13 protein-coding genes are annotated in these 13,263 nt (G+C 59.4%); all 13 read left to right on the top strand.

The window, feature by feature from the left end; genetic code table 11:
- The 13 genes from ACKTS9_RS06585 (at position 1) to ACKTS9_RS06525 (ending at position 13,173) form a co-directional block, all read left to right on the top strand.
- Positions 1–1,326 carry a C69 family dipeptidase gene (locus ACKTS9_RS06585; RefSeq protein ID WP_349216530.1) on the top strand — a complete coding sequence of 442 codons (1,326 nt, stop codon included), beginning with the start codon at positions 1–3 and terminating at the stop codon, positions 1,324–1,326.
- A 34-nt stretch (positions 1,327–1,360) separates the two neighbouring features.
- A complete protein-coding gene (locus ACKTS9_RS06580; protein WP_349216531.1) occupies positions 1,361–2,506 on the top strand; it encodes a glycerate kinase in 1,146 nt (381 codons plus the stop codon).
- A gap of 109 nt (positions 2,507–2,615) precedes the next feature.
- Complete coding sequence (gene rimP / locus ACKTS9_RS06575; RefSeq protein WP_349216532.1) at positions 2,616–3,101, top strand: ribosome maturation factor RimP; 486 nt, start codon at positions 2,616–2,618, stop codon at positions 3,099–3,101.
- A 46-nt stretch (positions 3,102–3,147) separates the two neighbouring features.
- Positions 3,148–4,230 (top strand): transcription termination factor NusA, encoded by a 1,083-nt coding sequence (gene nusA / locus ACKTS9_RS06570; protein ID WP_349216533.1) that lies wholly within the window; start codon positions 3,148–3,150, stop codon positions 4,228–4,230.
- Positions 4,231–4,288: 58 nt separating this feature from the next.
- Entirely contained in the window at positions 4,289–4,570 is a 282-nt protein-coding gene (rnpM, locus tag ACKTS9_RS06565) for an RNase P modulator RnpM (protein ID WP_349216534.1), read from the top strand.
- Positions 4,560–4,889, top strand: a complete 330-nt coding sequence (locus tag ACKTS9_RS06560) for a L7Ae/L30e/S12e/Gadd45 family ribosomal protein (protein WP_349216535.1) — start codon at positions 4,560–4,562, stop codon at positions 4,887–4,889. Before rnpM ends, ACKTS9_RS06560 begins: the two co-directional genes overlap by 11 nt.
- Positions 4,886–7,273: a translation initiation factor IF-2 gene (infB, locus tag ACKTS9_RS06555; protein ID WP_349216536.1), complete on the top strand. Its 2,388-nt coding sequence runs from the start codon at positions 4,886–4,888 to the stop codon at positions 7,271–7,273. Before ACKTS9_RS06560 ends, infB begins: the two co-directional genes overlap by 4 nt.
- Positions 7,274–7,307: 34 nt before the next feature.
- Positions 7,308–7,658, top strand: coding sequence for a 30S ribosome-binding factor RbfA (rbfA, locus tag ACKTS9_RS06550; protein WP_349216537.1), 351 nt, complete (start codon positions 7,308–7,310; stop codon positions 7,656–7,658).
- Between the two features lie 25 nt (positions 7,659–7,683).
- Positions 7,684–8,646, top strand: coding sequence for a DHH family phosphoesterase (locus ACKTS9_RS06545; protein WP_349216538.1), 963 nt, complete (start codon positions 7,684–7,686; stop codon positions 8,644–8,646).
- Positions 8,631–9,512, top strand: a complete 882-nt coding sequence (gene truB, locus ACKTS9_RS06540) for a tRNA pseudouridine(55) synthase TruB (RefSeq protein WP_407879726.1) — start codon at positions 8,631–8,633, stop codon at positions 9,510–9,512. Before ACKTS9_RS06545 ends, truB begins: the two co-directional genes overlap by 16 nt.
- 6 nt (positions 9,513–9,518) lie before the next feature.
- A complete protein-coding gene (ribF, locus tag ACKTS9_RS06535) occupies positions 9,519–10,442 on the top strand; it encodes a riboflavin biosynthesis protein RibF (RefSeq protein ID WP_349216540.1) in 924 nt (307 codons plus the stop codon).
- Positions 10,443–10,597: 155 nt separating this feature from the next.
- Positions 10,598–10,855 carry a 30S ribosomal protein S15 gene (gene rpsO, locus ACKTS9_RS06530; RefSeq protein ID WP_349216541.1) on the top strand — a complete coding sequence of 86 codons (258 nt, stop codon included), beginning with the start codon at positions 10,598–10,600 and terminating at the stop codon, positions 10,853–10,855.
- Between the two features lie 182 nt (positions 10,856–11,037).
- Positions 11,038–13,173 carry a polyribonucleotide nucleotidyltransferase gene (locus ACKTS9_RS06525; protein WP_349216542.1) on the top strand — a complete coding sequence of 712 codons (2,136 nt, stop codon included), beginning with the start codon at positions 11,038–11,040 and terminating at the stop codon, positions 13,171–13,173.
- Positions 13,174–13,263 lie beyond the last annotated feature (90 nt).

Here is a 13,263-nt window from a genome sequence, read left to right as displayed (position 1 = left end):
ATGGAATTCTATTCTTGCGATACAATGGTGGCGCTGGGAAACAGCACCCGTTCCGGAAACATTCTGTTTGCAAAAAACAGTGATCGGCCCGTAAACGAGGCGCAGCCGCTGGTACTTTTTGAAGCAGCGGACCATGCGCCGGGCGAAGAGCTGAAATGCACCTACATCACCATTCCGCAGGTGGAGCACACCTATCGTGTCATGGGTTCGCAGCCCTATTGGCTTTGGGGCTTTGAACATGGCATGAACGAACACAAAGTGGTCATCGGCAACGAGGCGGTCTGGTCCAAAGAAGAGGAAGAGACGGAGAACGGCCTGATCGGCATGGACTTGCTTCGACTGGGCCTGGAGCGCGGGAAAACAGCGTATGAAGCCATGCACGTCATCATTTCGCTGCTGGAAAAATACGGCCAGGGCGGCAATGCGGCTGTGGGCAAAGTGTTCCACTATCATAATGCGTTCCTGATCGCGGACCCGACCGAGGCGTGGGTTCTGGACACCGTCAACCGCCGCTGGGTGGCGCGCCGTGTGCAGGATGTGGCGGGTATTTCCAACTGCTACAGCACCACCACGCAGTGGGACGAGGCCAGCCCCGATCTGCAGGAACACGCTTATGAGATGGGCTGGTACCCCCGGGAGCTGCCTTTTAACTTTGCGCAGGCCTACAGCGCCATGTCCATCAAGCACCGGGCGGCGCATCCCCGCTGGATGCGTCTCAATAAGCTGCTGAATCAGGCCAAGGGGGACATTACCCGCGAGACGCTTCAGAAGATTCAGCGGGATCATTTTGAAGGCGAATTGATCGAGCCGCGGTTCAGCCCGGCGGATGGTCTGCATGTGTCCATCTGTATGCACAGCATCGACCCGGATGCCAGCAAAACAGCAGCCGGCGCGGTGGTGGAACTGACGCCCGATAAGCCGCTGGTGTGGTTCAATACACTGTCCAGTCCCTGTGCTTCGGTGTATGTGCCCTGCTATCTGGAGGGCAAACTGCCTGCAAACCTCAGTCATGCGGGCGCGCGTTTCAGCGAAGATTCGCTGTGGTGGAAGTTCGAACGGCTGAACTATAAGATTGAGGAAGATTATCCCCGCTTTATCCGCGTGGTACGTCCGGTGTGGGACAAAATGGAGCAGGAAATGGCGCAGGCAGCCGACCCGTGCCGCTCTGCCCAGGAACTGACCGAGGCCATGGCAAAGGATTGGAGCGCGGTGGAGAATGAGGCGGACCGTCTGTACGCGGCTCTGGAACAGGATGATGGACCGTGCACGCAGCCGCAGCGCATTCCTTATTTGAAAAAAGTGCGCGAAGACGCGGGAATCGAGTAAACGCGGAACATCGCAGGAAAGGGAGCTGCTGCTCGTGAGAAAGTTTATTGTGATTCCGGACTCCTTTAAGGGAACCATGAGTTCCCGCACGATCTGCTCCATTATGGAAGAGGCGATTCTCCGCCGAATTCCCGGCGCACAGGTCGTGTGCGTGCCGGTGGCCGATGGCGGCGAGGGCAGTGTGGAAGCCTTTTTGCAGGCGGTGGGCGGCGAGAAGCGCCACTGTTCGGTGCAGGGCCCTTACGGAGAACCGGCGAACGGGTTCTTCGCCCTTCTTCCGGACGGGACGGCTGTGGTGGAAATGGCGGCGGCGGCCGGCCTGCCTATGGTGGGCGGCGCCCGGAACGCGGAGCGCACCACCACATACGGCGTGGGTCAGCTGATGGCCGCCGCTCTGGATGCCGGTTGTAAAAAACTGGTGGTAGGGTTGGGCGGCAGCGCTACAAACGACGGAGGCTGCGGTGCGGCCGCGGCGTTGGGCGCGGTGTTCCTGGATAAGAATGGAACTTCGTTTGTGCCCGTAGGGCGCACGCTGAAGCAGGTGGATCACATTGATTTGAGAAATTTGCATCCCCGGTTGAAAGAGGTGCCGGTCATTGCCATGTGCGATGTGGATACGCCTTTGTGCGGACCGACAGGCGCAGCGGCGGTGTTTGGCCCGCAGAAAGGCGCGGACCCCGCCATGGTTGCCCGGCTGGATGCAGGCCTGCAGAATCTGGCCGACGTGGTTCGGCGCGATACGGGCAAGGAGATTCTGGATCTGCCCGGCGCCGGTGCGGCCGGCGGAATGGGCGGCGGAATGGCCGCGCTTCTGGGCGCACAGATGCAGATGGGCATCGAGACTGTGCTGGATACCGTGGGCTTCAACGCCATGCTGGACGGAGCGGAAATGGTGTTCACCGGCGAAGGCAAGCTGGACACCCAGTCCCTGCGGGGCAAAGTGGTGCTTGGCGTGGCACACCGGGCGCAGAAAGCGGGCGTGCCGGTGGTGGCGGTGGTCGGCGACATCGGCGATCACATCGAGCAGGTGTATGAGCAGGGGGTCACGGGAGTGTTCAGCATCAACCGTGTGGCGCTGCCCTACGAGGCTATGAAGTCCCGCGCGGCAGACGACCTGCGTCTGACCATGGAAAATCTGCTTCGCTTTTACGACTGCGCCCGGAAAACAGGGCTTGCATAATTTGGACCGATGTGCTATATTATTACAGTACGATAAGTTTTTATGGAAAGAGTGGACCGCAAGGCCCGCTCTTTCCTGTTGTTAGGGCCTTGTTGACAGGAGGTTTTGCATGGCAAAAGAAAAGGTGGGCGGCACGGTGCAGATCGTGGAAGCACTGGTGACGCCTGTGCTGGAGGAATTGGGCCTGCGGCTTTGGGATGTGCGCTTTGAAAAGGAAGGACCGGACTGGTTTCTGCGCGTCTTCATCGACCGGGATACCCCGTTGGATATCGCGGCATGCGAGGCGGCTACCCGGGCCATCAACCCGGTGATCGATCAGGCGGACCCCATTTCACAGAGCTATTATCTGGAGGTGGGCGGCCCCGGCCTTGGCCGCAGACTGACCCGGGATTCGCACTTCGCGGCGAAATGCGGGCAGAAGGTGCTGGCGCATCTCATTCGTGCCAATGAAGCGGGCGAGCGCGAGGTGACCGGCATTCTGCGCGGAAAAGAGGGCACTGTTGTCACTCTGGAGCGGGAGGACGGCACTCTGGCGGCCATCGATACCAAAGACGCAAGTTATTTCAAGCTGTGCGACGACGAGGACCTGTTTTGACCTTCGGTTAAGACAACCAATTATGAGAAGGACGGAGATCGGAAAAATGAACGCAGAATTTTTTGAAGCACTTTCCATGCTGGAGGCGGAGCGCGGCCTGCCTGCGGAATACCTGCTGGAGAAAATCAAGAACGCCATTGTCATCGCAGTCAAAAAAGACTATGACGTTGAGGATGAAAATGTTTCCGTGGAGATCGACCCGGCGACCGGCAAGTTCAACGTGAGCCTGCTGAAACAGGTTGTGGATGAGGTGGAGGACACCCGCACACAGATCAGCCTGGAGGCTGCGCAGGCAAAGCGCAAGACCTACAAACTGGGCGATATGTTCCAGATTCCGCTGAAAACCAAGGACTTCGGACGCATTGCGGCACAGACGGCCAAACATGTGATCCGGCAGGGCCTGAAAGAGGCCGAGCGCAGCCAGATGTACGCGGAAATGCAGTCCAAAGCGCACGAGATCGTTTCTGCGGTGGTCACGAATGTGGATCCGCAGCGCGGCATCGTCACGCTGGAACTGGGCAAGGGCGGCGTTGCCACCCTGCCCCGCAATGAGCAGGTGCCCGGCGAGACCCTGACCGAGGGCCAGCATCTGCAGGTGTATGTGGTGGACGTGGTCGAGTCCGAGCGCGGTCCCCGCATGATGATCAGCCGCACGCACCCCGGCCTTGTGAAACGTATGTTTGAAATGGAAGTGCCCGAGATCTTTGACGGCACCGTGGAGATCAAAGCCATCAGCCGTGAGGCGGGCGCCCGCACCAAAATGGCAGTCTGGTCCAAGGACGAGAACGTGGATCCCGTGGGCGCATGCATCGGCCCCCGCGGTCAGCGTGTGGCCAAGATCGTTGAGGAGCTGGGCGGCGAGAAGATCGACATCGTTCGCTGGAACGAAGACCCGGCCAAGTTTATCAGCGAGGCGCTCAGCCCGGCCGACGTGGTGGGCGTGGAGATTCTGGAAGGTGAGACGCGCGCCTGCCGTGTGACGGTGCCCGATCATCAGCTCAGCCTGGCCATTGGCAATAAGGGCCAGAACGCCCGCCTGACCGCCCGCCTGACCGGCTATAATATCGATATCCGGCCGGAGAGCGGATATTACGGCGAAGAACCGCCTGTGAAAAAGACCGAGGAGTAAATTCTCAGGGGAACAGAGAAGTTCCCGCTCCGTTACAAAGCATTGGAAGGAGACCTGTATGACCCAGAGAAAAATTCCGCTGCGGCGCTGCAATGGCTGCGGCGAATCGAAGCCCAAAAAGGAACTGGTGCGCGTGGTGCGCGCCCAGGACGGAACCGTGTCGCTGGACCTGACCGGCAAGAAACCGGGGCGCGGCGCCTATGTGTGTCCGTCCGCCGCCTGCCTTGCCAAGGCGCGCAAGGCCCGGCGCATCGAGCGGGCGCTGGAGGTCTCCATTCCGGATGAAATTTATGCGGCCATGGAGGCCGAGATCGAAAAAGGGGAGCCGAATGCAGAATAAACTGTTGTTTGCGCTTTCCCTGTGCCGCAAGGCAGGCGCCCTGGTAATGGGGTTTGACGCGGTGAAAGACAGTGTCAATCAGGGAAAAGCGTGCCTGGTGCTTTGCGCCGGCGATCTTTCCCCGGCCACGCGCCAGCGTGTGGTCCGGTTTTGCCAGAACGAAACAGAAACGGCGGATATGCCTCTGACCCAGTTTGAACTTTCCGCCGTCAGCAAAAAGCCTACGGGCGTATTTGCTGTCACCGATGAAAACCTCGCGGTGCTTTGCCGCAAAAACCTAGACGCCTGCGCGGCGCCAGTTAAGGAGGAACGCCCATGATTAAATATAAACTGAGTGATGTTGCCAAGGATTTGAATATCCCCGGCAAAGAATTGCTGGAGATGGTCAGCGAGCTGACCGGCGAGGCGAAGAAACACTCTTCTCTGCTGACGGATGCGGAACTGAACCAGCTGTTTGAAAAGCTGACCACCCAGAATGAAGAGACCAGCCTGGATGCTTACCTGTCCAGCGTGCCGGCGTCCGGCGCTGAAAAAGAGAAAGAGAAGCCGGCGCCTCAGGCGGCGAAGCCGCAGGCCGCCGCAAAACCGCAGGCACCCGCCGCGGCAAAGCCGGAGGCACAGCGTCCGCAGCAGCAGAAAGCCGCGCCTGCCAAGCGCAAAGAGCGCATCCGCATGCCCAAAGAGGAGAAGGCGAACCGCCCCGCGCCCGAAAAGCGCGAAGTGGTCACGGTCACGGTGGATACCCGTGTGTCCGACGTGAACCTGGATAAATTCAACGAAAAATATACCGATCTGGCCAGCACCAAGAACGTGGAGAACCGCCGCAAACCCACGCCGGCCGGCAACAAGCAGAAGTTCGGCAACAAGAAAAACCGCAACCAGCCGTTCCAGAAAAAGCGCGAGACCGAGGCCGAGCGCCTGCAGCGCATCCAGCTGGAAAAGGCCCGCAAAGCGCAGCTCAAGGTTTCCATTCCCGACGAGATCGCGGTGGGCGAACTGGCCACCCGTCTGAAAGTCAATGTGGCGCAGGTCATCAAAAAGCTGATGGGCCTGGGCGTCATGGCCTCCATCAGCGAAGTGATCGATTTCGACACAGCTTCTCTGGTGGCCGAAGAACTGGGCGCCAAGGTGGAGCACGAAGTGCACGTGACCATTGAGGAGCGTCTGTTCGAGGTGGACGAAGACCGCGAGGAGGACCTGCAGGAGCGGCCGCCCGTTGTGGTGGTCATGGGTCACGTTGACCACGGCAAAACCTCTATTCTGGATGCCATCCGCAAGACCCGCGTGACCGCGGGCGAGGCCGGCGGCATCACTCAGCACATCGGCGCTTATCAGGTGGAGAAAAACGGAAAGGTCATCACCTTCCTGGATACCCCGGGCCATGAGGCGTTTACCTCCATGCGCGCCCGCGGTGCCAACCTGACGGATATCGCCGTTCTGGTGGTAGCTGCGGATGACGGCATCATGCCCCAGACCGTCGAGTCCATCAACCATGCCAAAGCGGCGGGTGTTACGGTGATCGTGGCCATCAACAAAATGGATAAACCCACCGCGAATCCCACCCATGTCATGGAGCAGCTGACCCAGTATGAGCTGGTTCCCGAGGAGTGGGGCGGCGACACCATCTGCGTCCCTGTTTCCGCACTGACCGGTCAGGGCATCGAAGATCTGCTGGAGAACATCATTCTGGTAGCGGAAGTCAAAGAGCTGAAGGCCAACCCCAACCGCCGTGCCAAAGGCGCGGTGATCGAGGCGCGCCTGGACAAGGGCCAGGGTCCTGTGGCCACCATTCTGGTTCAGAAGGGCACACTGCATCAGGGCGATATCGTGATCGCCGGAACCGCTGTGGGCCGTGTGCGCGTGATGCGTGATGACCAGGGCCGCAATCTGAAAGAGGCAGGTCCTTCCACGCCTGTGGAGATCACCGGCCTGACCGAAGTACCTGCGGCAGGTGATATTTTCGACGCGGTCGAAGACGAAAAACTGGCCCGTGAGCTGGCGGATCAGCGCGCTGTCGAGGCCAAGGAGAAACAGTTCGCCGCCTATAAGAAAGTTACGCTGGACAATCTGTTCAGCCAGATCGCCGAGGGCGAGCGCAAAGAGCTGGCCATCATTGTGAAGGCCGACGTGCAGGGCTCTGCCGAAGCGGTGAAGCAGTCCCTGGAGAAGCTGTCCAACGGCGAGGTGCGCGTGCGGGTCATCCACGCGGGCGTGGGTGCCATCAACAAATCCGACGTCATGCTGGCCAACGCCGGCAACGCCATCATCATCGGCTTTAACGTCCGTCCCGATCCCATTGCGAAGGAAGAGGCGGCGCAGGCTGAGGTGGAGATGCGCATGTACCGCGTGATCTATGACGCCATCAACGACGTGAACGACGCCATGAAGGGTATGCTGGCTCCGAAATACCGCGAGGTGGAGCTGGGCCGTGCCGAGGTCCGCAACGTGTTCAAAATCTCTTCTGCGGGCACCATTGCGGGCTGCTACGTGCAGGAGGGCAAAATCACCCGTTCCGCCAAGATCCGCCTGGTGCGTGACGGCATCGTCATCACCGAGGACGAGATCGATTCTCTGCGCCGCTTTAAGGACGACGTCAAGGAAGTTGCCGCCGGTTACGAGTGCGGCGTGGGGCTTGAGAAGTTCTCTGACATCAAGGAAGGCGACGTGTTCGAAGCCTTTGTGATGGAAGAGTACCGCGACTGAGCGCGCCCCTTCTCTCAAAGAAAGGAGATCAGCAATGCCACAAAGCAAAAATATGGCTCGGCTGACCGAAGACATGAAGCGTGAGCTGATCAGCGTTATCGGCCAGATGAAGGATCCTCGGGTCCAGGGCTTTTTGACGGTGATGCGTGTGGAAGTGGCGCCGGATCTGTCCAGTGCCAAGGTGTATGTCAGCAAAATGGGGGCGGATGACGCCACCGAGCAGGCCGTCAAGGCGCTGAACCGCGCGGCCGGACATGTGCGCAGCGAAGTGGCCGCGCACATGCACATCCGCAAAGCGCCCGAATTCCGCTTCTTTGCGGATGACGGGGCCAAGTATGCCACCCACATCAATGAACTGATCGCGGGACTGAAGCGCGAAGAGTGACCCGAAGGGTAAAAGAGGAGAAATTATGAGTGAGATTTTGGACCTGGTGACCGTCATCAGCCGTCTTTTGAAAGCAGAGAACATCTTGCTTCTTTGCCATAAAAATCCTGACGGCGACACCATTGGCAGCGCAGCGGCGCTGTATCATGTGCTCAAGGGCTTGGGCAAGACCGTGGCGGTCACCTGTTCGGACGAGATCCCCGCACGCTACGATTATATGGAGATCGGCATGTACGACGGCTCTTTTGAGCCGCGCTACATTGTTGCCGTGGACGTGGCGGGCATCCAGCTGTTCGGCGATCCGGTTTCCCAGTATGCGGACCGGGTGGATCTGTGCATTGACCATCACCCCTCCAACGGCGGCTATGCCGACGCCATGCTGCTGGACGGCGAGGCGGCAGCCACAGCCGAACTTTTGTACAGTTTGTTTGAATCCATGGATGTTTCCATCACGCCGCTGATTGCCAACTGCCTGTACACAGGCCTGGCCACAGACACAGGCTGCTTCAAATTTGCCAATACAACGGCAAAAACACATCTGGTGGCGGCCCGTCTGATCGAGGCGGGGGCGGATCTGGTCAAACTCAACAACATTTTGTTCGAGAGCAAATCCCGCAGCCGTCTGGAGATCGAGCGCATTGCGCTGGAGAGCCTGGAGTATCATTTTGACGGCGCCTGCGCCATCATCAGCCTGACCAAGGAGCAGATCGAGCGCACCGGCGTGGAACCGCTGGATCTGGAAGGCATCACCAGCCTTCCCCGCATGATCGAGGGCGTCCGCGTGGGCATTACGCTGCGTCAGCAGCCCACCGGAAGCTACAAAGTCAGCGTGCGCACCGAAGTGGGTGTGGACGCGGCGCAGATCTGTGCGCATCTGGGCGGCGGCGGCCACAAACAGGCGGCCGGCTGCGAGATTCTGGGCAGTATGGAAAATGCAAAGGCGGCGCTGCTGTCAGAAGTGGAGCGTGCTCTGTGCAAGGAATCCTGATTGTGGACAAGCCCGCGGGCTTCACGTCCTTTGACGTGGTGGCCAAACTGCGCGGCATTTGCAAAACAAGAAAAATTGGCCACAGCGGCACACTGGACCCCATGGCGACCGGTGTGCTGCCTGTGTTTATCGGCGGCGCGGCCAAAGCCGTAGATATGCAGCAGAACACCGACAAAGCCTATGATGCGGTGATGCTGCTGGGCCGCCGTACGGACACCGGTGACGTCACCGGTGAGACGCTGGAAGAGGCACCTCTTCCGCCGAATCTGGATGAGGCGGCGGTGCGGCGGGTGCTGGACCGCTTTTTGGGTCCGCAGATGCAGCTTCCGCCCATGTATTCAGCCGTGAAGATCAATGGGCAGCCGCTGTACAAGGCGGCCCGGCGCGGCGAAACGGTAGAGCGCAAGCCGCGCCCGGTGACCATCCATTCCCTGACGCTGACCGGCCGCGTGTCGGAGCGGGAATACGCGCTGCATGTCGCCTGCGGAAAAGGCACCTATGTGCGCACGCTGGTGGAGGACATTGGCACGGCGCTGGGTGTTCCCGCCACGCTGGCCGCGCTGCGCCGCACCCAGGCAGGCCCCTATACGCAGGAGCAGGCGGTGGGTTTTGAGCAGATTCAGCAGGCGCGGGACGAGGGGCGCCTGGAACAGCTTCTTCTGAGCGTGGAAACCGTGTTTGCACATTTGCCGGTCTGGCAGGTGGACGAAACGGGAGAAAAGCGCCTGCGCAACGGCGCGCCCGTGTATCGGTGCGCCGCGGCGGATGGACTGGTCCGTCTGCAGCGGGACGGCGCTTTTCTGGGCGTTGGCCGGGTAAAGAACGGCACGCTTCACACGGAAAAATTGTTTGTGGAAAGGGAGTAAGGGCGGTTGCAGCGATTTACCGAGCTTGGCAAAATGGAATACGGCGCGGGCAGTGCTGTGGCGCTGGGGTACTTTGACGGCGTCCATCTGGGACACCGGGCAGTGCTGAGCGAAGCTGTGTCCTGTGCCCGCAGCCGGGGGCTGACCGCTGCGGCGTTTACCTTCTCCCTGCCGGTTTCCGGCGGGTTCAAGGGCCGCCGCATTCTCACCGGGGAAGAAAAGCGGCGCCGCATTGCCTCTTTGGGTGTGGAGCTGTACCTGTGCCCTCCTTTTGAGCAGTTCCGGGTCCTGTCGCCCCGTCAGTTTGTGGACGAGGTGCTGCTGCGGGACCTGGGGGCGCGGGCCGTGTTCTGCGGGGACAACTTCACCTTCGGCAAGGACAAGGCGGGCAACGTGGAAGTGCTGCGCCGGCTTTGCGCGGAGCGTTCCATCGAAGTGCATGTGGTGCCCATGGCACAGTACCAGGGGCAAACGGTTTCTTCCACCCGCATCCGGGCCTGCCTTTCCCAGGGGGAAATGGAGCCGGTCAATGACATGCTGGGTCAGCCCTACAGCCTGCGCCGCAGTGTGCAGCGGGGGCAGGGCCTGGGGCATACACTGGGGTTCCCCACCATCAACCTCACCTATCCCGAGGGACTTTTGATCCCCCGAAGCGGCGTTTATGTCACACAGGTCACCCTGTCTGACGGCACCCGGCACCCGGGGGCCACGGGGCTGGGCAGCCGCCCCACCGTCAGCGACGAGGATAAAATCACCTGTGAGACGTTTCTGCCGGGCTTTTCCGGCGATATTTACGGCGACGAGGTGACGGTTTCTTTTTACAAATACTTATGGCCCACCGAGAAGTTTGAAAGCGTGAACGATTTGGCCGCCATGGTGCGCCGGGCCGCCCGGGCTTCGCTGGATTATTTTCAAAAACAGTCCCTGTGAAATGGCGTTTTCAGCTTGATTTTTTTGCAGTGCGTGTGGTATACTATATAAGCTGCCGTACTGCGGCATACCCGGGCTTGGTGGCCGGCATATCCTCGCTTGGTACCGACACTGGGCTTTGGGCACATTCATTTTGAAAAAGAGGAGTTATTGAAATGGAAAACAAACAGACCATCATCGAGTCCGCCCGCGTTCATGAGAACGACACTGGTTCTCCTGAGGTTCAGGTCGCGCTGCTGACCGCGCGCATCAACCACCTGAACGAGCACCTGAAGGACAACAAAAACGATCACCACAGCCGCCGCGGCCTGCTGAAAATGGTCGGCCGTCGCCGCAACCTGCTGGCCTACCTGAAGAAAAAGGACATCGAGCGTTATCGTGCCCTGATCGCAAAACTCGGCCTGCGTAAATAAGAACATTTTAACCGAAGGCAGACGGGCTCAGCCCTCTGCCTTTCGGTGTATTTTGTTCGCATTCAACGGGAAGGTTGTTAGCAATAAATCGAACGCGTGTCTTCTGCGCCGACGCGGGCTGGATTTGTTGCTAAAGCCTCCCTTGAAAATAAATCAAATTGCTTTGATAAGGAGGCAACATTATGGCATTGGAATTCTCCTCCAAGAAAGAGACATTCCCCCATTACCGCAAGTTCGAAACCGAACTGGCCGGCCGTCCCTTCATTGTGGAAACCGGCAAAATGTGCGGCCTGTCCAACGGCAGCTGCATGATCAGCTATGGTGACACCCGTGTGCTGTGCAACGTCACTATGTCTGAAAAACCCCGTGAAGGCGTTGATTTCTTCCCGCTTTCCGTGGACTTTGAAGAGAAACTGTACGCAGTGGGCCGCATCCCCGGCAGCTTTATGCGCCGCGAAGGCCGCCCCGGTGAAAAGGCGATCCTGACCTCCCGTGTGGTGGACCGCCCCATCCGTCCGCTGTTCCCCAAGGATATGCGCAATGACGTGTCTGTGGTCATGACCGTTATGAGCGTGGACCAGGACTGCAGCCCTGAGATCGCCGGCATGATCGGTACGTCCATCGCCATTTCCATCTCCGACATTCCCTGGAAAGGCCCCATCGCGGGTGTTTACATGGGTCTGGTGGACAACGAGCTGGTGGTCAACCCCACCGAGGCGCAGCGCGAGAAAAGCGACCTGCAGCTGACCGTTGCCGCCAGCATGGAGAAGATCGTCATGATCGAGGCGGGCGCCAACGAAGTGGACGAGCGCACCATGCTGAACGCCATCAAAGCCGCTCACGTGGAGATCAAAAAGATGATCGAGTTCATCAACTCCATCGTGGCCGAGATCGGCAAACCCAAGAAAGAGTTCCAGTCCATGGAGCTGGATCACGACCTGTTCGAAGCTGTGAAGGCTGAGTTCCTGGATGACTTCAAAGCCGCCATGGACACCGATGACAAAAACGTCCGCGACATGCGCCTGCTGCCCATCCGTGACCGCATTTCCGAGAAATACGGCGAGGAGTGGGGCGAGGCCACCGTCGAAGAGATCATGTACAAAATGCAGAAGTTCGTGGTTCGCCGCTGGCTTCTGGACGAGGGCAAGCGCGTGGACGGCCGTGGCATCAACGAGATCCGTCCGCTGGCCGCCGAAGTTGGCCTGCTGCCCCGTGTACACGGTTCCGGCATGTTTACCCGCGGCCAGACGCAGGTCCTGACCACCTGCACGCTGTCCAGCCTGCGTGACGCGCAGATCATGGACGATCTGTCCACGGAGGAGACCAAGCGTTACATTCACCACTACAACTTCCCGCCTTATTCTGTGGGCGAGGCCCGTGCGCCCCGCAGCCCCGGCCGCCGCGAGATCGGTCACGGCGCTTTGGCTGAGCGCGCTCTGCTGCCCATGATTCCTTCCACTGAGGAGTTCCCGTACGCGCTGCGTCTGGTTTCTGAGGTGCTTTCTTCCAACGGTTCCACCAGCCAGGCGTCCATCTGCGGCTCCACGCTGGCCCTGATGGATGCGGGCGTTCCCATCAAGGAGCCCGTGGCCGGCATTTCCTGCGGCCTCATCACCGAGGGCGAGCGCTGGATGACCATGCTGGACATTCAGGGCGTGGAAGACTTCCACGGCGACATGGACTTCAAGGTCGGCGGTACCAAGAACGGCATCACTGCCATTCAGATGGACATCAAAGTGGATGGCCTGACCTATGAGATCATCGAGGAAGCGTTTGAAAAGTGCCGCAAAGGCCGCCTGTATATCCTGAACGAGATCATGCTGCCGGTCATTCCGGCGCCTCGTGCGGAGCTGTCCAAGTATGCGCCCAAGATGCTGAGCCTCAAGATCGACGTGGATAAGATCAAAGACGTCATCGGCAAGGGCGGCAAGGTCATTCAGGAGATCTGCGCCAACTGCAACTGCAAGATTGACGTGGAAGAGGACGGCAGCGTCTTCATCAGCGCCATCAACCAGGAAGACGGCGAGCGCGCATTGCACACCATCAAGACCATTGTGGAAGACCCCGAGATCGGTGCCATCTACAAAGGCCGTGTGACCCGTTTGATGACCTTCGGTGCGTTTGTGGAGATCGCGCCGGGCAAAGAAGGTCTGGTCCACATTTCCAAGCTGGATACCAAGCGCGTGGAAAAAGTGGAAGACGTGGTCGCTGTGGGCGACGAGCTGCTGGTTAAGGTCACCGAGATCGATCAGCAGGGCCGCATCAACCTGTCCCGCAAAGACGCTTTGGCGGATCTGGCTGCCAAACAGGGCAAATAAATCGAACTCGTTTTGTTCAAGACCGTGCCGAAAGGCACGGTCTTTTTTGCGGTCTAATTCGGGTCAAATTTTCAATTTGATCAAAATTTG

It is taken from the genome of Owariibacterium komagatae, from assembly GCF_045865535.1.
Taxonomy (GTDB): Bacteria; Bacillota; Clostridia; order Oscillospirales; family Ruminococcaceae; genus Ruthenibacterium; species Ruthenibacterium komagatae.
This window is presented reverse-complemented; position numbering and strand designations above follow the sequence as displayed.